This window comes from Polaribacter sp. (assembly GCF_036480315.1).
Taxonomy (GTDB): Bacteria; Bacteroidota; Bacteroidia; order Flavobacteriales; family Flavobacteriaceae; genus Polaribacter.
Map to the genome: position 1 here is coordinate 1 of NZ_JAZGGG010000028.1, position 19,320 is coordinate 19,320.

General features: G+C 28.4%; 21 protein-coding genes and 2 pseudogenes. 7 read left to right on the forward strand and 16 right to left on the reverse strand.

Annotated features, from left to right (window positions below):
- Positions 1–112: pseudogene (locus V3V28_RS05705) on the forward strand (IS982 family transposase); the annotation flags it as partial.
- Between the two features lie 171 nt (positions 113–283).
- Here V3V28_RS05705 and V3V28_RS05710 read toward each other — a convergent pair.
- Positions 284–1,432 carry a sensor histidine kinase gene (locus tag V3V28_RS05710; RefSeq protein WP_331364064.1) on the reverse strand — a complete coding sequence of 383 codons (1,149 nt, stop codon included), beginning with the start codon at positions 1,430–1,432 and terminating at the stop codon, positions 284–286.
- Between the two features lie 79 nt (positions 1,433–1,511).
- Here V3V28_RS05710 and V3V28_RS05715 point away from each other — a divergent pair, with 79 nt between their 5' ends.
- Together V3V28_RS05715 and V3V28_RS05720 are read left to right on the forward strand one after the other, a co-directional pair.
- A complete protein-coding gene (locus V3V28_RS05715; protein WP_331364065.1) occupies positions 1,512–2,372 on the forward strand; it encodes a flavin reductase family protein in 861 nt (286 codons plus the stop codon).
- A gap of 14 nt (positions 2,373–2,386) precedes the next feature.
- Positions 2,387–2,758, forward strand: coding sequence for a DUF3127 domain-containing protein (locus V3V28_RS05720; RefSeq protein WP_331364066.1), 372 nt, complete (start codon positions 2,387–2,389; stop codon positions 2,756–2,758).
- A gap of 138 nt (positions 2,759–2,896) precedes the next feature.
- Here V3V28_RS05720 and V3V28_RS05725 read toward each other — a convergent pair whose 3' ends face one another.
- Together V3V28_RS05725 and V3V28_RS05730 are read right to left on the reverse strand one after the other, a co-directional pair.
- Positions 2,897–3,142, reverse strand: a complete 246-nt coding sequence (locus tag V3V28_RS05725) for a DUF1456 family protein (protein ID WP_331364067.1) — start codon at positions 3,140–3,142, stop codon at positions 2,897–2,899.
- 54 nt (positions 3,143–3,196) lie between these two features.
- Positions 3,197–3,826: a YqaA family protein gene (locus V3V28_RS05730; protein ID WP_331364068.1), complete on the reverse strand. Its 630-nt coding sequence runs from the start codon at positions 3,824–3,826 to the stop codon at positions 3,197–3,199.
- A gap of 128 nt (positions 3,827–3,954) precedes the next feature.
- Between V3V28_RS05730 and aat the strand changes: the two genes are divergently transcribed.
- Positions 3,955–4,581 (forward strand): leucyl/phenylalanyl-tRNA--protein transferase, encoded by a 627-nt coding sequence (aat, locus tag V3V28_RS05735; RefSeq protein ID WP_331364069.1) that lies wholly within the window; start codon positions 3,955–3,957, stop codon positions 4,579–4,581.
- Positions 4,582–4,789: 208 nt separating this feature from the next.
- Here the strand turns inward: aat and V3V28_RS05740 are convergent, their stop codons facing one another.
- From V3V28_RS05740 to V3V28_RS05770, 7 genes are all read right to left on the reverse strand, one after another.
- A complete protein-coding gene (locus V3V28_RS05740) occupies positions 4,790–6,061 on the reverse strand; it encodes a hypothetical protein (RefSeq protein ID WP_331364070.1) in 1,272 nt (423 codons plus the stop codon).
- A complete protein-coding gene (locus tag V3V28_RS05745) occupies positions 6,061–6,465 on the reverse strand; it encodes a hypothetical protein (protein WP_331364071.1) in 405 nt (134 codons plus the stop codon). The genes V3V28_RS05740 and V3V28_RS05745 overlap by 1 nt, the downstream gene beginning before the upstream one ends.
- Before the next feature lie 163 nt (positions 6,466–6,628).
- Positions 6,629–7,420 carry a hypothetical protein gene (locus V3V28_RS05750; protein WP_331364072.1) on the reverse strand — a complete coding sequence of 264 codons (792 nt, stop codon included), beginning with the start codon at positions 7,418–7,420 and terminating at the stop codon, positions 6,629–6,631.
- A 149-nt stretch (positions 7,421–7,569) separates the two neighbouring features.
- On the reverse strand, positions 7,570–8,424 hold the full coding sequence (locus V3V28_RS05755; protein ID WP_331364073.1) for a hypothetical protein: 855 nt from the start codon (positions 8,422–8,424) through the stop codon (positions 7,570–7,572).
- 357 nt (positions 8,425–8,781) lie between these two features.
- The gene (locus V3V28_RS05760) at positions 8,782–9,090 is read right to left on the reverse strand and encodes a hypothetical protein (RefSeq protein WP_331364074.1); all 309 of its coding nucleotides are present in this window, start codon (positions 9,088–9,090) and stop codon (positions 8,782–8,784) included.
- Between the two features lie 57 nt (positions 9,091–9,147).
- Positions 9,148–10,860, reverse strand: coding sequence for an RluA family pseudouridine synthase (locus V3V28_RS05765; RefSeq protein ID WP_331364075.1), 1,713 nt, complete (start codon positions 10,858–10,860; stop codon positions 9,148–9,150).
- Between the two features lie 93 nt (positions 10,861–10,953).
- Entirely contained in the window at positions 10,954–11,799 is an 846-nt protein-coding gene (locus V3V28_RS05770; RefSeq protein ID WP_331364076.1) for an OmpA/MotB family protein, read from the reverse strand.
- 115 nt (positions 11,800–11,914) lie between these two features.
- Between V3V28_RS05770 and V3V28_RS05775 the strand changes: the two genes are divergently transcribed.
- Complete coding sequence (locus tag V3V28_RS05775; protein WP_331364077.1) at positions 11,915–12,910, forward strand: FAD:protein FMN transferase; 996 nt, start codon at positions 11,915–11,917, stop codon at positions 12,908–12,910.
- A 75-nt stretch (positions 12,911–12,985) separates the two neighbouring features.
- The gene (locus tag V3V28_RS05780) at positions 12,986–14,305 is read left to right on the forward strand and encodes a hypothetical protein (protein ID WP_331364078.1); all 1,320 of its coding nucleotides are present in this window, start codon (positions 12,986–12,988) and stop codon (positions 14,303–14,305) included.
- 1 nt (position 14,306) lies between these two features.
- On the opposite strand, the gene V3V28_RS05785 is transcribed toward V3V28_RS05780, so the two are convergent.
- From V3V28_RS05785 to gpmI, 5 genes are read right to left on the reverse strand one after another with little or no spacing between them, the layout of a single operon-like run.
- Entirely contained in the window at positions 14,307–15,077 is a 771-nt protein-coding gene (locus V3V28_RS05785) for a class I SAM-dependent methyltransferase (protein WP_331364079.1), read from the reverse strand.
- Between the two features lie 5 nt (positions 15,078–15,082).
- Complete coding sequence (gene map, locus V3V28_RS05790; RefSeq protein ID WP_331364080.1) at positions 15,083–15,892, reverse strand: type I methionyl aminopeptidase; 810 nt, start codon at positions 15,890–15,892, stop codon at positions 15,083–15,085.
- Positions 15,893–15,951: 59 nt separating this feature from the next.
- On the reverse strand, positions 15,952–16,353 hold the full coding sequence (locus tag V3V28_RS05795) for a BT0820 family HAD-type phosphatase (protein WP_331364081.1): 402 nt from the start codon (positions 16,351–16,353) through the stop codon (positions 15,952–15,954).
- Positions 16,354–16,887, reverse strand: coding sequence for a thioredoxin family protein (locus tag V3V28_RS05800; protein WP_331364082.1), 534 nt, complete (start codon positions 16,885–16,887; stop codon positions 16,354–16,356). It abuts the gene before it with no gap.
- A 17-nt stretch (positions 16,888–16,904) separates the two neighbouring features.
- Positions 16,905–18,422 carry a 2,3-bisphosphoglycerate-independent phosphoglycerate mutase gene (gpmI, locus tag V3V28_RS05805; protein ID WP_331364083.1) on the reverse strand — a complete coding sequence of 506 codons (1,518 nt, stop codon included), beginning with the start codon at positions 18,420–18,422 and terminating at the stop codon, positions 16,905–16,907.
- Positions 18,423–18,673: 251 nt separating this feature from the next.
- Here gpmI and V3V28_RS05810 point away from each other — a divergent pair, with 251 nt between their 5' ends.
- Positions 18,674–19,063: an ankyrin repeat domain-containing protein gene (locus V3V28_RS05810; RefSeq protein WP_331364084.1), complete on the forward strand. Its 390-nt coding sequence runs from the start codon at positions 18,674–18,676 to the stop codon at positions 19,061–19,063.
- A gap of 146 nt (positions 19,064–19,209) precedes the next feature.
- On the opposite strand, the pseudogene V3V28_RS05815 reads toward V3V28_RS05810, so the two are convergent.
- Positions 19,210–19,320, reverse strand: a pseudogene (locus V3V28_RS05815) (IS982 family transposase); the annotation flags it as partial.

Below are 19,320 nucleotides of genomic sequence, written 5' to 3' on the forward strand. Positions count from 1 at the left end.
AGGTTTTAAGACTAGAATACTCTCAAAATTAACCTCATTAACAATTATTCAATTCATTAATAAGTTTACTTTTGATAGAAATATTAACAACTTAAAAATTAGTATTATTTAAATGCACAACGGGTATTTATTATCAAAAAGTATTAATTTACTTCTTTATGGATTCCTGCCTTCGCAGGAATGACAAAAGTTGGCAAACAAGTTTAGCCCAAATTGTAGTATTTTTTTTATTCTTATTTAGGATAAAAAAGCGAGTGTGAAAGCTGAAAAATAGCTTCTAAAACTAAATTTTATCCAACAAAATTTGAAACGTAGTTCCTTTACCAATTTCAGATTTTTGCACAAATATTTTTCCTTTGTGATAATCTTTTACAATTCGTTTAGAAAGCGATAAACCTAAACCCCAACCACGTTTTTTAGTAGTAAAACCAGGTTTAAAGATTTGCTTGTAAAGTTTTTTAGACATTCCTTTTCCGGTATCTGTAACTGTAATCTTCACTTTTTTAGGTGTATTTTCTATTTTTAAACTTAAAGAACCTATACCCAACATAGCATCAATTGCATTTTTTATGAGGTTTTCTATAACCCAACCAAACAATTCTGTATTTAGATTTGTATAAATTTCTTCAACTGAACTCGAAAAAGTGAATGTAATTTGTTTAGAACTTCTAGATTCTAAATAATCGAAAGCTTGTTTTGTAATGGCAACAACATTTTCTTTTTTTAATTCTGGTGTAGAACCAATTTTAGAAAAACGATTGGCAATTGTATTTAATCTATCAACATCTTTTTCTATTTCTTCTACATATTTATCATCTACTTTTTCCATTTTTAAAATGGCAATCCAACCTAATAAAGAAGATAATGGCGTACCAATTTGATGCGCAGTTTCCTTTGCCATTCCTGTCCATAATTTATTAGTTTCTGCAACTTTATTAGAGTTATAAAACAGATAAATAACACTTAAAAACAGCATTAAAATTAGAATTAAAGCAATAGGGTAATAAGTGAGTTTATTCAATAAATCTGAATTTCTATAATAAATATATTGTTTGTTTTTACCTTCAAAACTGATTTCAATTGGTGCGTTTTCTAGCTTCATTTTTGCCAGTTGCTCTTCTATATATTCGGGCTTTAAAGATTTTATAGAATCTAGATTTTGAAAAGAATCAATATTACCGTTTTCATCAACCAAAATTAAAGGAATACTTTTATTGGTAGTAATAATTTTATCGGGCAGCGCAATGTTAGAGTTTAAATCTGCACTTGCCAATTCTTTTTGAGCGATTCCTAAAATTTCCATCTTAACGCGCTCATCTTGCTTGAACTTTTGAAAAAAAATATAGGTGTTCCAAAGAATAAGAGAAACAATTATAAATGAGACTAATATTGCAATTCGTCTAAAAAAAAATGTGTTAGTTAGAAAATTCATTAAAACAAATATAAAGGTTTCCAGTATATAACTCATTTGAAGATTTGATAGTATCTTTACAACACTAAATTTTTTAAGAATGCTTTCTATAGATCCAAAAGAAATACCTACAGCAAAATTACACGGTTATTTGTTAGGTGCTGTTGCGCCAAGACCTATTGCTTTTGCAAGTACAATTGACGAAAACGGAAATCCGAATTTATCGCCATTTAGTTTTTTTAATGTGTTTGGTGCAAATCCACCAATTATGATTTTTTCACCTGCAAGAAGAGTGAGGGATAATACCACAAAACATACTTTAGAAAATGCTTTAGCTACCAAAGAAGTTGTTATTAATATGGTTAATTATGATATTGTACAACAAATGTCTTTGAGTTCTACGGAATATCCTGAAGGTGTAAACGAATTTGAAAAAGCAGGTTTTACCATGTTAAAATCTGACAAAGTAAAACCATTTAGAGTAGCAGAATCTCCAGTACAATTTGAGTGCAAAGTAAAAGATGTTATTTTTACGGGTGATGAAGGTGGAGCAGGAAATTTAATTATTTGTGAAGTTGTAAAACTTCATATTTCTGAAGATGTTTTAGATGAAAATGGAGCAATAGATCAACATAAAATAGATTTAGTAGCAAGAGCAGGAGGAAGTTATTACTCGAGAGCAAGAGATGGTTTCTTTGAAATACCAAAACCGATTTCTACATTAGGAATTGGTGTAGATGTAATTGCAACTGAAATTAGAAATAGTAGCATTTTAACGGGTAACAATTTAGGAATGTTGGGTAATGTAGAACAATTGCCAAGTGAGATAAATGTTGATAACTTTGCAAAAGAACATCCACATTTTATTGGGTTAGAAACCACAAAAAAACATACATTTGCTCAAGAGTATTTAAAAAAGAATGATGTAGAAAGTGCTTGGAAAGTACTTTTAATTAAATAGTTAAGTTTTATATTATGGAAGTTATTGGTAAAGTAAAGTTAATTGGAGACGTACAGACATTTGGTGCTAACGGTTTTCAGAAAAGAGAATTGGTAGTTACAACAGATGATCAATACCCACAAATGATTATGATCGAATTTGTACAAGATAAATGCGATTTGTTAAATAGTTATGCTGTTGGACAAGATGTAAAAGTATCTATTAATTTAAGAGGTAGAGAGTGGATTAACCCACAAGGTGAGGCTAAATATTTTAATTCTGTACAAGGTTGGAGAATTGAAAGTTTATCTCAATCTGCAGCAGCAGGAAGTAATTTACCTCCAGTAGATCAATTTCAACCAGCATCTAATGTTTCTGATGCAGAACCAGATGATTTACCTTTTTAGTTGATAATTTAGATTACTAGAAAGTTAGATTTTTAGATAAAAATAAAAAAGAGTGTAAATTAAATTTACACTCTTTTTTGTTATAAATATTTTTCTTGTTTCCTATCTCTAAAAGCGAAACGCTCTAATAATCCAAAATCACTTCTTCTCTCCTTTTTTAGGCATTGGTCCACGTAAATGAATAACCAGACCGTTTAAGAAATTTCTTAATATTTGATCTTGACACTCTATATATTTAGGGTGCTCTTCACTTCTAAATAAAGCACCTAATTCAGATTTTGAAACTTTAAAGTCTACCAAAGCACAAATATCTACAATATCTGTATCGCGAAACTTATGTGCTACGCGTAATTTTTTTAAAATGTCATTGTTTGTTAATCCCATGCTGCAAATGTAAGTTTTTTTGTTGAAATTTATTTAGAAGAAAAATAGTAAGATTTAATCTACTACTTGAAAAATTGCCCAAGCATAAGCAGCAAATCTTGCAAAACGAAACAATCCAAAAAAGACTACGTTTCTAAAAGGATATTTTATCATTCCGGCAGCTAAACAAGCAATTGAAAATGGTAAAGGCAATAAAGCACCTACAAAAATTAAAAAACCGCCCCATTTTTTGGTGTTTTTTAAATTTGCAGCCATTTTTACTTCTAAATATTCTTTAACAGCTTTAATCTTAAGAGCAGTTTTTCCAATAAAATAAGATAATAAACCACCAAAATAAGAAAGTGTTGCTAAAAAGGATAAGTTTAATACTGGGTTTTCTGTTTTGCCAGACCAGGCAATAAATATTTCTGGCGGAATTAAACCTAACAACGTTTCTGAAATAAAGAAAGTAATTAAAATACCTGCTCTAGAAAACGTTTCTGTTATGGTTTCTAAACCTTCATTAATATCATAAACATATTTATTAAAAAGAAACAAACTAACAATTACTAAAACAATCGGTAAAATAGCTTTTTTCACACTCTCCCAAACAAACATATAAAAGCCGGTTCTACCATAATAATTATGGAGTCTTTTGCCTATAAAAGCAGTGTTTTTCTTTCTTCTTTTCTTTTTTTTCTCCAAGAGAATTTTTTGTTTTTGTGAATTTACAAAAATAGGAACAAAATTTAAATAAATAAGATGCAAATTTTAGATTAACTATTTTTTAAGAAAACTGTAAATTTGCTAAAAATTAGAATTGATTTTATAAAATGATTTGGCTCACAGAAAAAATTGAATTTCCACCGTATGAACTCACAACCGATGATGGCATTATTGCGCTTGGTGGAGATTTGTCTGAAGAGCGATTAATTTACGCATACAAAAACGGAATTTTTCCTTGGTTTTCTGAAGGTGATCCTATTGTTTGGTATTGCCCGTTTGAAAGAATGGTTTTGTTTCCTAATGAAATAAAGATCTATAAATCCATGCGAAAAGTCATCAATAAAAATGAATTCACAATTACCAAAAACACTGCTTTTGAACAAGTGATTTATAATTGTAAAAATATTGAAAGGAGTGATGGTTTTGGTACTTGGATTACAGATGATATGGAACAAGCTTACATTAATCTGCACAGAAAAGGAGTAGCAAAATCTATAGAAGTATGGAAAGGTAAAGAACTAGTTGGTGGTTTATACGGATTAGAAATAAACAATATTTTCTGCGGAGAAAGTATGTTTAGTAAAATTTCTAACGCCTCTAAATTGGCATTTATTCATTTGGTGAAAAACAAGAAGTATAAGTTGATAGATTGCCAAGTTTACAACGAACATTTAGCAAGTTTAGGTGCTAAAGAAATTGATAGAGATTTGTTTTTAGAGTTTTTAAAAGGATGATTTTTGTAGGCTCGCTAACGTTTTGTGTAAGAATAGTAAGGGATTTCGAAGGACTGAACTTTCAATTTATCACTTAGCCAAATTTACAATTTTTTCTTTTAAAAACTACACGCAAAATTGTAAATTTTGCGGACTTTGTAAAGTGCACTGAACTTTTATTTAAGCACTAAAACCCTTATTATTTTTACACTTTGTTGGCAGACGTTTTTTAATCTTCAACATCATAATATGCAGTTATTATATCTGTAAGACTTGGTTCTTGACTACCTGCATCTTTAGTTATTTTCCGTTCGATTACAACATCAAATAAGTCTGTAAAATTCAATAAAGTAATTCCGTCTTTTAATAATTTATCAAAATAGCCATTATAATGTTCATCATCAAGACCTATGAATGTAAAATAACCAGTATTACAATTAATTGCTCTAAATTTCCCTTTTACATTAAACTTGTCGTCTGTTTCTGAATGGATACTTTCAATGTTTTTGATGATATTATTTGCTTTAACAAGTGAAAAGTCCTCTATATAAGTTTCCGTTGATTTTGAATTCACCCAACTCAAATCAAGTTTCACTTCATTTTGAATGATGTTTTTTAAGAAGTGTTTATATGATTTATAAACTAAATCACTAAATTTAAGATAGTTTTCATTTAAAGTGTCTTCTTCCTTTGTGATTGAGAATAAAAAAAATAAATTCTCTGCAATTTTTTGTAATTCAGTTTTATTTTCAAATATATCAATTTGAGAACTATGTTTTGCTTTTAAAAAAACACTAAATGATGCTGCTTCATTTAAAAAAACAAGAGTTTTTGATTGTTCTAATTTTTCAGTTTTATCATTTTTCGAAATTTTAAAATCTCCCCTGTTTTTACCAAAGTGATGATCTAATGCTATTTCTTGGTATAAATTATCAAAAGACAACAGTGAATTACCTAAAACATTGGTGTCAATTGAACCAAATGAGATGTTTTTACCTTTAATCAAGTGTAAATTAAACACATCACTATGTTCACTTTTTGAAATCTCTTTTACGTGTTCAATATATGGTCTTTCGTCTAATTTAATCTCTTTCAGTTGGAAAAAATCAATTATTTTTTTAGTTTCTACTCCATCATTTATTGTAAATAAACTTGTGTCAGAAGGTAAATATTCTTCAGGAACTTGCGAAATGGATTGAATTTTAACTGAAGTTGTTTTTCCATTTTTCTCATCAACGACATATACCAAACTATCTGTCGCTCGTTTAATAAAACTTAAATGATTTAATTTACCTTCTAAAAAATGTTTTAGAACATTTTTCGAAGATTTATAAATTAGGTATCTGTCAATATCATCATTACAGTCTACCCATTCTTTTATAATTGGTATATTTTTCTCTGAATAAATTGTAGTTACAGGGAACTCGTGAAATAAAAGTACGCCTACAAAATCCATTTGGATTTGTAATTCGTTTATTGATATGCCTTTTATTTTTATCATTATAATTCTCCTAAAACATTAAATTTTTGTGACAAATCTACATCAATATATTCAATTAATGTAAAATGCCCTTCTGCATTAACTAAATCAGAAACTCCATTTTCATTTACTATATCACCTTTTGCAATATGCGTTCCTAATTTTTTATAAATATTTCGGCTTTTTGCTTTGAGTTTATTCATTCTATTAACTCCATTTTCTTTAGTGTCAAATAACGATATTCCCCAAACTGTGCAGTTATTGGTATTTGTCTTTGGATTTAAAAAAGGTCGTGGTATAAAATTCCTGCTATCTTTAATATCTTCAAAAGTCCATCTAAACGCAATTCTTTCTTGTTCAATAAATTTAGATAAATCACATATTTCCGAACCTTCTATTTCATTTTGATATTTATATTTTTGCATTCAGGTTTTGTTTTTTTTAATGGCTGCCAACGGATTTGTGTATGATTTCGTTGCGTGTTTAAGTAACTAAATTAGTAAATAAAAACCGAATAGAAAATCCGCGAGGATTTTCGTAAGTAGGCTAGAACTAGCAATGAATTATACACAGTGTTGGCAACAGTTTTTATTCGTAATATTCGTATTGGTAATCTTCGTCTCGTCTTAAAGTTCCGTATTTGTCTTTAGAAACTACTTTTCTTAATAGTCCGTTTGAATATTCATAAATAGTACTAAATATTAAATTTTCATTATTATCTGTTTTCGTAGTTTTTAGAATTTGTCCAATTTCATTTCTGTCATATTTAAATATAATTAAATCCATATTTTGATAAACAAATTCTCCGTTTTTATATTTGTATTTTAATTTTTTATCTGCGGAATAACCGAAAATAGAATCTCCTTTTTTCTTGTAATAATTTTTAAGTTCATTATCTGTTGTTTTAACCTTAAATATCCGGTTTTTACGGTAAACATAAATTAGACATTCTTCAAGCTGAAATTCGGTTGCATTTGTGCTTTTGTAATAATCGCAACTCTTAATTAGTTTATTGTCGGAATCGTATTCGTATTCAGTCAATTCTTGGTCTTTATCGTCTAACCAAGTCCATTCTGTCCGTACAGTTTGATGATTGTCATTGTATTTATAGTTAACTTCCCAACCATCTGTGGAATCTGAATCATAAAACTCACGTTCTCTTATTAAATCTCCGTTTTTAGCAAAACTCTGTATTAACTCAATGTATTTCTCTTTAAAAATTCCATTATCAAATTCTTTCGTTGTTACTTTTAATGATTTCACTTTTGCTTTACTATACAATTCATAAAATGAATTATCTAAATCATAGAAATCTTTCTCTTGTCCAAATGAAAAAAGAGGAATTAAAATCAGAATTATTAATTTAAGCGATGAGTTCATTTAAATTGTTGCCAACGTGTTTGTACAAGATTAGTTGCTGTGGTTAAGCAATAAAATTACTAAATAATTAATGACAAAGAAAATCCGCAAGGATTTTCGTATGTAAGCGAAAAGCAAGCAATTAATTTTGTACGGTGTTGGCATTTCGTTTAATTCCATTTTGTTCTTAATTCTTCTCCAATTTTTAAATCCATTTTATTTTGAAATGTATGGTCGTAAATTTTTATAAAACTTTTATTTTCTAAAACTGAATTAATTGTAAAAAGATTATATTCATTTCTTCTTTTAAAATCCAAAAACTTTCTAATTTTTTGTTTTTTACCCTTATCAATTTCAACTAACCAATATTCGTAGTCTTCTTTTTCAATAATTTCTACTTTCTTCTTAAATCCAACTATTTTAGCTTTAATTGGTTCTTCTAGAAATAAGTCTCTCCATTTTGTTGGAACTTGATTTAAATTAAGTTTTTCATTCATTTTGACACTATCTGCTCTCCTTCTCAAGTACATTCCACTATTTTCTGGTTCATAACCTGAGTTGTAATTGTTGGAAAATCTATCAAAATCATTAAGTTCTCTATAACTCCATCCTTCTGTAATATTTTCGGACAAAAGATATTCAAAATTATTCCAATTAATGATTTTAAATTTATTGTTAAGTTTTAATGAATCTGGGACGGAATTAAGTTTTAAAAAATCACTCTTTTCACTAAAATCTATTGGAAGCTTTTCAAGTTCAATTCTCTTTTCATTAAGAATTAAATCTGATTTGTCTCTCTTATAATCTCCAAAAATTTGCTTGATTTCTCCTCCTCCTGTGCAACCATAAACAAATTTTGTATGAATAAATTTTCCGTTATTTAGCAAATAAAGACTTCCTCCATTATTGAAACCTTTATAAGAGTATTTTAAAGTGTCTATTGTTTCATTAGAGTCAGAAAAAGAAGTTCGATTTTTACAACCAAATATTAGTGATATTAATAAAATTCTAAATAATATTCTCATTTTTTGTTAATGAATGCCAACGTTAGCACTGATATGATGTCGTTTTAATGACTTATATCAGTAGTTAGCGAAGTTCTGTTTTTTTAAGTTTAGAAACAAATCAAATTATTGGTTTAAAAACTATTTACTAAAATGATCCAACTGATTTTTTAAATCTTCAATAGAAGAAATAACATTTAGTTGGTTATTGTCTATTTCATATAAATCTGCAAAAGTTGTAAATGTGGTTTGGTTAGATCTTTCTCTAATGCTTCTTTTTGGGTGAAATCTTCTTTTATTAATGAAGTTTTGTTTATCAATCCAACCACAAATAGTTAATTCTTGTTTTGTCTTATGATAACTGCAAAAAATGTAGATTTATGTTGTTAAATAATCTTGGAGTTTTAAAAAATTATTGGTGTAATTGGCTCTTACATCTGTAGTTCTTCCCATAGTTTTTACATCAATTTTTAAATTGTTGTAGAGAATATCTATTCCGTTGTCAAAACCTTCATTTCCATTAATAAAACCTTTGTTAAAAAGATTCATTACCACACTTTGCCCAATAATCCCTGTTAATTGTTGGGCTTTTGTTCCGTTTGCGGTGTATCTTTTTCCAAAGTTAAATTTTTCTAATTGTTGTTTGCAATGCTGCAGGATTAAATCTGTAACTTTTAGTATAACCATTTCATAGCGAGTTTTTACTTCTCTAAAAATACGCAAAAATTACTATTTCAGAAAACTCTAAAATTCTGGTGCAACCGTAAAACTCATTTTTTTATTGGTTGATGGATGAAAAAATTCAATAAATTCTGCGTGTAAATGCAATCTATTTTCTTTTTTACCGTATAAATCATCACCAACAATTGGTGTGTTTAAACCGTCTTTATGAGCAGCATGAACTCTTAATTGATGTGTTCTTCCTGTAATCGGATAAAAATGAACTCTCGTTTTTCCATTTTCTTTGTTGATGATTTCCCAATTGGTTTCTGCAGATTTCCCGTATTCAAAATCTACCAATTGTTTTGGTCTGTCATCTAAATCTACTCGTAAAGGAAGTTTTATGGTTCCGCTATTTTTGGTTAAATCTCCATCTAATAAGGCAATGTATCTTTTTTTAATAGTTCTATTTATAAACTGACTTTGTAAAACCTTATTGGCTTCTTTGGTTTTTGTGAGTAATAGAACTCCGGATGTAGACATATCTAAACGATGTACAATTAAGGGTCCGGTTGCTTTTGGGTATTTTTCTTTGATTCTAAAATACACAGAATCTTTAATTTCTTTTCCTGGAACGGATAGAAATTCTGCAGGTTTATTAACAGCAATTAAAACATCATCTTCATAGATAATTTCTAAAGTTTGATGTTCTGCCAAATTTTCTAACAATAAATTGTCATCCATTTTTAAACCTTCTAACATGTGCGTTAAAATAGGTTTACATCTACTTTGGCAAGCAGGATAAAAGTTCTTGTGTTTTCTAATTGCTGAATTAGGTGAAATTCCCCACCAAAATTCCGCCATTGTAATTGGCGTTAAATCATTCTTAAAAGCATAATTTAATAATTTAGGAGCAGCACACTCACCAGAACCTGCTGGAGGTTTTATTGCCGGGTTATTAAAAATATCTAATAAGTTTTTTAGTTCTTTCTGTTGGTTTAAAAAAGCGTATTTGCTAAATAATGTTTGTTGTAAAAAGTTAGACTTTTCTTTTCTATCCGTTTTTAATTTTGCTATCTTTCCTTCAAATTCAATAAATGGAACACTTATTTTTTGAATTTTAGATAGATAATATTCTTGTAGTTCTTTATATAAAAATTGATCGTTATAGCTTTCTTGCATTAATTTTTTTACAAGTTCTTTTAAATCTTGTTCATTTAATTTTGCTTGGCCAATTTTCTTACGAGACTTTCTATCAACTTTAGAAAGTTTCATTTTTTTTCTTTGTAATTCTAAATTAGTATCAATTTCTAGAGTTGTTTTTTTTACTTCTTTCTTTAAAGAAAGATAATTTTCATTCTTTTTAAGAATGCTTAATTGTTCATTAATTTCATCGATTTCAGTTTCACCTATTATATAAAAACTACCTTCAGTTCTCATGTTAAATACTGGCGAAACAAACTTTTCTGGTAAGCTTTTATCAGCTAATTTCCCTGAAAAAGCTGCTAAATATCCAATTTCATTCAGCTTATTTTTAACCACTAAAACGCCAAACATTTTTCCTACAGGAAGTTCTGTATTATTTGCTTGAAGTCCAAAATTGTGTTTAAAATCTGTTTGTTTTTCTAAATAATCTTGTACTTCTTTTACAGCAATTATTGCCAAAGAACTTGGTTGATAATAAAACGGAAACGTAAATTTCTCTGGAAGTAGTTCTTTAGAAATATCAGTTTTAAAATTTATAAAATGCATCAAGCTGTAAGATTTGTATTTTAAAACAAAAGTAGTTTTTTGCATGCACTTTAAACTGAATAAGTACAGTCAACTTATTCGCAGAATAAAAAAAACCACTCAAAAGAGTGGTTTTTTTTATTTTAAATAAGCTTTTAATTATTTAGCATCTTGTTCTAACAAATCAAAAAATTGATTTAATTTAGGCATAATAATAATTTTTGTTCTTCTATTTTTAGCTCTGTTTGCATCTGTATCATTAGCAGCTAAAGGAATATATTGGCTTCTTGCAGCAGCAATTAATCTTGATGGTTTTACACCATATTTATATTGTAAAATTCTAGTTATAGAAGTTGCTCTCATTGCAGATAAATCCCAATTGTCTTGTAAGAATTCAGTTTTAATAGTTTTAGAATCTGTATGACCTTCAATCATAACTTCCATTTTTGGTTGGTCGTTAATTACTTTTGCTATTTTTTCTAATACTGAATATGCATTTTCAGTTACATTGTAACTAGCACTTTTAAATAATAATTTATCAGAAATAGAAATAAATACAACTGTTTTTTCAACATTTACTTCAATATCTTTATCTTGTATACCATCCGTTAAGTTTCTTGTTAAATGATATTTAATAGCAAGATTTAAAGAATCTTTTTGTGTCATCGCCTTTCTAACACCATTGATATACTTGTCTTTTTCGCTTAATTGAGCAATAACGGTTTTAATGTTATCTGTTGAAGACTGTGTAAGAACAGTTAAGTTTTCAACTTGTTTTAAAGCTGTTTTTTTATCATCTTTTAAAGATTTTACTTGCTCTGTTAATGCGAAAGCTTTGGTAGATTCTTTTTCATTTTCAATTAAGCACTTTTGTAAATTTGCTTTAACGTCAACTAATTCTTGTTGTGCTTTTGCATGTTTAGCTTGTAAGGCCACAAATTCTTTTTTAGAAGCACAAGAGCTTAATAAAACTACAGATAAGATAAAGAATGATATTTTTTTCATTATTCTAGGATTAAATTCAGTTGACAAATTTAACAAAATGTATCTACAAAAAGTAGCAATAATTATTATTTGTGAAAACTTTATGCACTATTTTTGTTAATAAATTGATAATTTGATGAAACCATATAAAATATTACTTCTACTTTCTATACTAGCTATTTTTTTTGGATGTCAAAAAAAAGAACAGCTTTCAAAAGATATCCGTTTAAAAGGTTTTGTATTTGGTACTACTTATAATATTGTTTATTTAGATTCAAAAGAAAATTTTCAAAAATCAATAGATAGTTTGTTCTTTTTAATGAATAAATCACTGTCTACATATATACCTACTTCAGATATTTCTAGAATTAATAAAGGGGATTCAACTGTTGTGGTAGACCATTTATTTACAGAAGTTTTTATAAAATCTAAAAGAATTTATAGAGAAACTAATGGTTATTTTGATCCAACGGTTGGTAATTTGGTTAATTCTTGGGGTTTTGGTCCAAAGAACGAAAAGAAAAACTTAACTAAAGAAGAAGTTAATGAACAAATGCAATCTGTAGGTTTAGATAAAGTAAGTCTAGAGAATGGTAAAATAATAAAACATAATCCTAAAATTTATTTAGATTTCAATTCCATAGCAAAAGGTTTAGGAATTGATGTTATTGCTCGTTTTTTAGAATCAAAAAAAACAGATAATTATTTAGTTGAGATAGGTGGAGAAATTAGAACAAAAGGTTTTAAAAAAGATAGTTTACCTTGGATTGTAAAATTAGTTGATCCAATAAAAAAAGATTCAAACAATGGGTTTAAAGAAATAAATCTATCCAATAAATCTATGGCTACTTCAGGTAATTACAGAAAATTTAGAGAAACAAAAGATGGCACAAAGTATGTTCATACAGTTAATCCTAAAACAGGTTTTGCAATAGAAAGTAATTTATTAAGTGCTTCTGTTATTGCTAATAAAGATTGTGCAGACGTAGATGCATATGCAACTGCTTTTATGGCTATGGGTTTAGAAAAAACAAAATATTTTTTAAAAACGAATAATAATATAAAGGTGATTTTGATTTTTACTAATAATAGAGGTGATTTAGAAGAATTTTCGACATATACCTATAAGTAGGTAGTAGTTTTTAATACTATAAACAGTATTTTTGCTATATTGCATTATTATAATTTTGGAGACAATTATTTGACTATGAAAAAACTACTTCTTGCACTACTGTGCTTATTAACATTTACAATCTCAAGCGCACAATCTAATAATGACTTCGCTAAAATATATATCAAAAGGGCTAAACAGGCCATAGAAACTGATATTGATTTTAGTTTAGCTTTAGTTCATTTAAATAAAGCAATGAATCGTATGGATACTATTACTGATAGGAAAATAGCATCTTTAGCGTCGTTAATTTATTTTGAAAATCACCATAATCAAGCTAGTGTAAAGGAACAATTAGCTTTTTTAAAAAAGTCAGAAGGTTATAGTAAACAATACTTTTTACTTGCAAAAAATAAAGAATCTGAAGAATATATTAATAATTTAGAGAGCCTTATTCTAATACAAGAAACTTTAGAGGAGTTAGTCAGTAAAGAAAAAAAACAAGAAGAAGAACGTATTCGAAAAGAGGTAGAGTTAAGAAAAATAGATTCTTTAAAAACAGTTTGGAATAATAAATCTGCTACACTTTCTGTTAAAGTGGATAGTATTTATAATTTCAATAAATATAATATAGCACTTTATACTAAAAATAATAACTTCGGAATTATCAATGATAAAGCTGAAGTTATTTTAACAGCAGATGAATATAAAGCAGCTTCTAATTTTGAAGGTTTTATACTTTTAAAAAATAAAATACAAGAACCAACAAAAATTTATTGTTTTAATACTAAAACTAATACAGGTTTTTTATTACCAAATCCTTCTGATTTCAATTCTTTGTCTACACATTACGGAAAAGTAATGTTGCCTAGAGGTAATGGAAGATTAGTTATGTACCCTAACAATTCTTATAAACCGATGGTATATGATTTAAACGTTAAGAAAATGGTTAAAATTTCTAATCAGCAAGATCTTTTTAAGAATCTTAAAAAGAATGATATAATTGACAAATATAAAAAAGATGGTAAAGTTAAAGTAAATAAAGAATGGTACCAGTTTGGAGGCCATCTAGGTGGTGGAATTCATCCTTTATATAGCGAGGATAATTATCAAGTTCATTCTTTTTTATGTTCTGTAGACGGTAATGTTTTAAAATCATCTTCAGATTATCAACATATTGGTGCTTTTTATAATAATAAATTTCAAGCAATAAATGGCGATAATACCATGTGGATAAATCAAAACGGTACTAAAGTAAGTGCGGCAAAAGATGAAGCAAAAGAATACAAAGGAAATTCTAAAGTAGTTAAAATTGATTCAGGAGTATATCAAATTACTAAAGATGGAGTAATCATTCTTGGTAATGAGAAATTGGTAAAAATGAGTATTTTTTTAAGAGAATTTTCTGCTAAATAAATTAGAATTTAAAACATACTGGAAGAATTTCATTCTTCATTAAACAAAATCGTTCTAGTTCTTCTAGAGCGATTTTTTTTGTATAACCTACTTCATCAACCTTAAAACCTATAGAACGAAGTTTATCAAAATAATCTCGTCCATAAACTCTAACATGATCATATTGACCAAAAATTTTAGCTCTTTCTTTTTTATCGATAATAGAATCGTCTTCAAAAGTTTTTTCTCTTGATAAATCTTGTGGAATTTGAAAGATACCAAATCCGCCAGGTTTTAAAACTCTGTACAATTCTTGCATTGCTTTTGTATCATCTGTAATGTGTTCTAAAACATGATTACAAAATACAACATCAAACTCGTTTTCTTTAAAAGGTAAATCGCATATATCTGCTTTTACATCTGCAATTGGTGATTCCAAATCAGAAGTAGTATAGTCTAGGTTTTTTTGTTCTCTAAAAATATCTAAAAAACATTGTTCGGGTGCAATGTGTAAAACTTTTTGGGTTTTAGTTGAAGTAAAAAAATCAGTTTCATCTTTTAGAAAAAGCCACATTAAACGATGTCTTTCTAATGATAGTGTTGAAGGAGAAAGTGCATTTTTTCGCTGTTTTCCGTATCCATAAGGTAGAAACTTACGAAATGATTTGCCGTCTATTGGGTCTGTATATGTATTACCTTTTAAAGATAGTGCAATAATTGGTCTAACTAAATAACTAGCTTTTATTAACCAAGGTCTTGGTACAGTATTTAATATGGATTTGAAAATAGACACTTATTTTATGAATTTGCTCTGAATTCATCTTCTTCATTAGTAACAATGCCTAGAGCATCGTGTACGTATTTAAAAGTAGAAAGCAGTTCTGGTTTACCATTTACAATAGCAACATCATGTTCAAAATGAGCAGAAGGTTTGTTGTCTAAAGTAGTAATGGTCCAACCATCTGAATGTTGTCTTATTTTGTGAGTTCCTAAATTAGTCATTGGCTCTATGGCAACTACCATACCTTCAATGAATTTTTTCCCTCTACCTCTTTTACCATAATTTGGCATTTCTGGATCTTCGTGCATTACACGTCCTAATCCATGACCAACCAATTCTCTGACAACACCGTAACCACGATCTTCTGTAAATTTCTGAATTGCATAACCTACATCACCAACTCTGTTGCCTACTTTAAGTTCACGAATACCAACATATAAACTCTCTCTAGTAACGTCTAGTAATTTTCTAGTTTCAGTTGCAATTTCTCCAACAGCAAAAGTATAGGCATGATCTCCATAAAATCCATTCTTTTTTGCGCCACAATCTATCGAAATAATATCACCTTCTTTTAAAGGGTTTTTATTAGGAATACCATGTACAACTTGAGAATTTGGACTCATACAAAGCGTGTTTGGAAAATCATATAAACCTAAAAACCCAGGAATTGCTCCTTCCGATCTAATAAAATCTTCTGCAAGTTTATCTAAATATAAGGTAGAAACACCAGGTTTTACTTCTTTTGCAAGCATTCCTAAAGTTCTAGAAACAATTAAAGCGCTTTCGCGCATGATTTCTATTTCTTCTTGAGTTTTAGTTATAATCATGTTAAAAAAAATTGAACAGCAAAGTTACTATAATTTAAAGAATTATAAGTACAAGATTGCTACTTGAAAAATGAGAAGAATCCTTTTTTCTTTTTTGGCGTTGGTTCGTAATTAAAGATTAATCTATGAATTTCTGTCCATCCTAAAAAACCACCAACATTTCTATCATCTACAAATAAATCTGCATGTATTTTTCTACTGAATTTTTCTTCATAAACTTCTTCTGGAAAGTTTTTGTTTACGGCATAAAATTCGATGCCATTTTCTTTGCAGAAAGCTACAGCTTCATCTAGTTTTCTACCACTTCTATAAGTCCATAGAATAAGTCTATGACCTTCTGATTGTAGTTTTTTTAGAGTTTGAAATGCAAAAAGAATAGGTTCTCCAATTTTTGGATATGCATCTTCAGCAATTGTGCCATCAAAATCTACAGCAATAATTAAAGGATTTCTAGGAATCATTTATTTACTTCTATCGTATGAATGTTTGTAAGGTTTACCAGAAACAATTTTTAGAATATCTTTTTGAATAGATTCTCTAGGTCTTTCAACATAACGTCCTATCTCTTTACCATCTCTGTAAAAAATAAAAGTTGGTACTCTTATAACATTGTAACCTTCCTGTAAATTATCTGGTGTTTTTTTAGAACGATTTACGGTTACTAAATCAAAGTTTTTAAGTTTGAAACCGGCTTCATCTAAAATCTTATAAAATTGAGGAGTTTCTCTTTTAGAATCTCCACACCAAGTTCCCATAAAACCTTTTACCTTAACACCTTTTAAGTTTTCTTTAATTGCTGCTATTGTAGTTTCATCAACTTTAAAAGCATCATATTTTTGAGTAAACCAAGTAGTGTATGGTGCTTGATTAAAAGATTCTTTATTAGCAAAACCAACTAAATCTCCAGCTTCATTTTTTTTAGCTGTAATTTCTTGTTGTGCACTACCACATGCTGATAATGATATAGCAAATATGAATAAAAAGTAATATTTCATTTTTCTGAATTTTATGGTTATAATAAAGAATGTTGTGTCATTTCTTTAGGTTGTGCAACACCTATTAAATCTAAAACAGTTGGTGCAATGTCGCCCAATATACCACTTTTAATCGATTTTATTTCTTTGTCAATTAAAATGAAAGGTACAGGGTTTGTAGTATGTGCCGTATGAGGGGAACCGTCAGGATTCATCATTGTTTCACAATTACCATGATCCGCAATTAATAAAATAGTGTAACCGTTTTCTAAACCAGTTTCTATAACTTCTTTTGCACATTTGTCTACAGCTTCGCATGCCTTTATAGCAGCATCCATCATTCCTGTATGACCAACCATATCTCCGTTTGCAAAATTTAAACAAACAAAATCTGCTTTACCTTTTTTTAAGTCTTCACATAGTGCGTCTGTTAATTCATAAGCAGACATCTCTGGTTGTAAATCATAAGTAGCAACTTTTGGAGAATTTCTTAAGATTCTAGATTCACCTTCAAAAGGAGCTTCTTGTCCGCCAGAAAAGAAAAAAGTTACGTGCGGATACTTCTCTGTTTCAGCGATTCTAATTTGTTTTTTTCCTGCTTCAGATAAAACTTCACCTAAAGTATTTTTAATATTATCAGTATTATAAATTACATTTATTCCTTTAAAACTTGCATCGTATAAAGTAATTGTAGTGTAATATAAATCTAATTTTTTCATTCCAAATTCTGGAAAATCGTTTTGTGACAAAGCATTTGTTAACTCTCTTCCTCTATCTGTTCTATAGTTGAAAAATAAAACAACATCACCATCTTTAATTTTTGCTTTTACAGAACCATCTTCATTTGTAACTATGATTGGTTTGTGAAATTCATCTGTTATTCCTACTTCGTAGTTAGCTTTTACCACATCAATAACCCTAGTAGTTTTTGTACCAACTCCATTAACAACACCATCGTACGCTTCCTTTACACGTTCCCATCTGTTATCTCTATCCATAGCGTAATAACGACCTGTTATAGTTGCAATTTCACCTGTACTTTTGTTCATATGTTCTTGAACTTCGTTTAAGAAATAAGGTGCAGATTTTGGATCGCAATCTCTACCATCTGTAAATGCATGTAAATAGACATTGTCAACTTCGTTTTCTTTGGCAACATCTAAAATTCCTTTTAGATGATTTATGTGTGCGTGAATTCCTCCGTTAGAAACTAATCCTAATAAATGAACGTCTTTATTATTTTTTTTCGCGTATTTAAGAGTATCTAATAATACTTTTTCTTTACCTAAAGTTTTTTCTTCTACAGCTTTATTTATACGTGCTAAATTCTGATAAACAATTCTACCAGCACCTAAATTCATATGACCAACTTCAGAATTTCCCATTTGCCCTTCTGGTAAACCTACATGTAAACCATCGGTTCTTAATTCTGCATTAGGATATTTATGATATAAACCATTTATATATGGTGTTTTTGCATTGTAAATAGCAGATACTTTTGGGTCTTGTGTAATTCCCCATCCATCTAAAATCATTAAAATAACTTTCTTATTCATCATCTAAAATTGAACAGTAAAAATAAGAAAGTTTTTTGGCTTCTCTTAAAATTTTTACGAAACCGATAGCGTAAAAAATTGAATTAAAATTAGTAGTAATAATAGGTTTTAATGTTTGTTTATTTTTTGCTTAAAAAAAGTTAATGTTTGTTAAACCCTTGTTAAATAAGGTTTTTTCTGAAACACTTTTTAAATTGTATCGTCTTTTCTATATAACAAACAAATAATTTATAAACTCAAAAACCACTATCATGAAAAAATTAATCGCACCAATTTTCGCTTGTTTATTTGCAATTTCAACTATAAATGCAACATCATTTAGCAATCTTGTAAAATCTAATCCAACAGAGTTTACGTCATTTTCTTCGAGTGTAAATACATTCTGTAAATTAATTCAAATGGGAAATTACGAAGCAGTAGCTTCATTAATTAAAGCAGGAGAAAATGTAAATAAAAAATCGAACGGGTTAACTCCATTAATGTTTGCCGCAAGACACAATAAAGCAAAAATTGCCAAACTATTAATTGAAAACGGAGCAAAATTAAAAACTAAATCTGATAAAGGAAAGATGACTGCATTGTCAATTGCAAAAAGATCTAAAGCAGAAGATGCTGTAAAAGTTATTAAGCAAGCACTTTAATATTATTTGAATTAATTAATATGAAGTAAAAACAGACTGTCTTTTAAAGGCGGTCTGTTTTTTTGTGTAACATAATTTTTTTTATTCAATATAATTTAAACCAATTAAAATAGTTGTAATTAATACTAATAGAACCCGTTGTGCATTTAAATAATACTAATTTTTAAGTTGTTAATATTTCTATCAAAAGTAAACTTATTAATGAATTGAATAATTGTTAATGAGGTTAATTTTGAGAGTATTCTAGTCTTAAAACC

What these genes read in the sequence shown, in the direction of transcription:
- V3V28_RS05715 (WP_331364065.1), top strand. Translation starts at nt 1,512, where the DNA reads ATGCTTTCTATAGATCCAAAAGAAATACCTACAGCAAAATTACACGGT.
- V3V28_RS05780 (WP_331364078.1), top strand. Translation starts at nt 12,986, where the DNA reads ATGAAAAAACTACTTCTTGCACTACTGTGCTTATTAACATTTACAATC.
- V3V28_RS05795 (WP_331364081.1), bottom strand. Translation starts at nt 16,353, where the DNA reads ATGATTCCTAGAAATCCTTTAATTATTGCTGTAGATTTTGATGGCACA.
- V3V28_RS05710 (WP_331364064.1), bottom strand. Translation starts at nt 1,432, where the DNA reads ATGAATTTTCTAACTAACACATTTTTTTTTAGACGAATTGCAATATTA.
- V3V28_RS05740 (WP_331364070.1), bottom strand. Translation starts at nt 6,061, where the DNA reads ATGATAAAAATAAAAGGCATATCAATAAACGAATTACAAATCCAAATG.
- V3V28_RS05765 (WP_331364075.1), bottom strand. Translation starts at nt 10,860, where the DNA reads ATGCAAAAAACTACTTTTGTTTTAAAATACAAATCTTACAGCTTGATG.
- V3V28_RS05770 (WP_331364076.1), bottom strand. Translation starts at nt 11,799, where the DNA reads ATGAAAAAAATATCATTCTTTATCTTATCTGTAGTTTTATTAAGCTCT.
- V3V28_RS05750 (WP_331364072.1), bottom strand. Translation starts at nt 7,420, where the DNA reads ATGAACTCATCGCTTAAATTAATAATTCTGATTTTAATTCCTCTTTTT.
- aat (WP_331364069.1), top strand. Translation starts at nt 3,955, where the DNA reads ATGATTTGGCTCACAGAAAAAATTGAATTTCCACCGTATGAACTCACA.
- V3V28_RS05810 (WP_331364084.1), top strand. Translation starts at nt 18,674, where the DNA reads ATGAAAAAATTAATCGCACCAATTTTCGCTTGTTTATTTGCAATTTCA.
- V3V28_RS05755 (WP_331364073.1), bottom strand. Translation starts at nt 8,424, where the DNA reads ATGAGAATATTATTTAGAATTTTATTAATATCACTAATATTTGGTTGT.
- V3V28_RS05800 (WP_331364082.1), bottom strand. Translation starts at nt 16,887, where the DNA reads ATGAAATATTACTTTTTATTCATATTTGCTATATCATTATCAGCATGT.
- V3V28_RS05760 (WP_331364074.1), bottom strand. Translation starts at nt 9,090, where the DNA reads ATGGTTATACTAAAAGTTACAGATTTAATCCTGCAGCATTGCAAACAA.
- V3V28_RS05775 (WP_331364077.1), top strand. Translation starts at nt 11,915, where the DNA reads ATGAAACCATATAAAATATTACTTCTACTTTCTATACTAGCTATTTTT.
- V3V28_RS05725 (WP_331364067.1), bottom strand. Translation starts at nt 3,142, where the DNA reads ATGGGATTAACAAACAATGACATTTTAAAAAAATTACGCGTAGCACAT.
- V3V28_RS05745 (WP_331364071.1), bottom strand. Translation starts at nt 6,465, where the DNA reads ATGCAAAAATATAAATATCAAAATGAAATAGAAGGTTCGGAAATATGT.
- gpmI (WP_331364083.1), bottom strand. Translation starts at nt 18,422, where the DNA reads ATGAATAAGAAAGTTATTTTAATGATTTTAGATGGATGGGGAATTACA.
- V3V28_RS05720 (WP_331364066.1), top strand. Translation starts at nt 2,387, where the DNA reads ATGGAAGTTATTGGTAAAGTAAAGTTAATTGGAGACGTACAGACATTT.
- map (WP_331364080.1), bottom strand. Translation starts at nt 15,892, where the DNA reads ATGATTATAACTAAAACTCAAGAAGAAATAGAAATCATGCGCGAAAGC.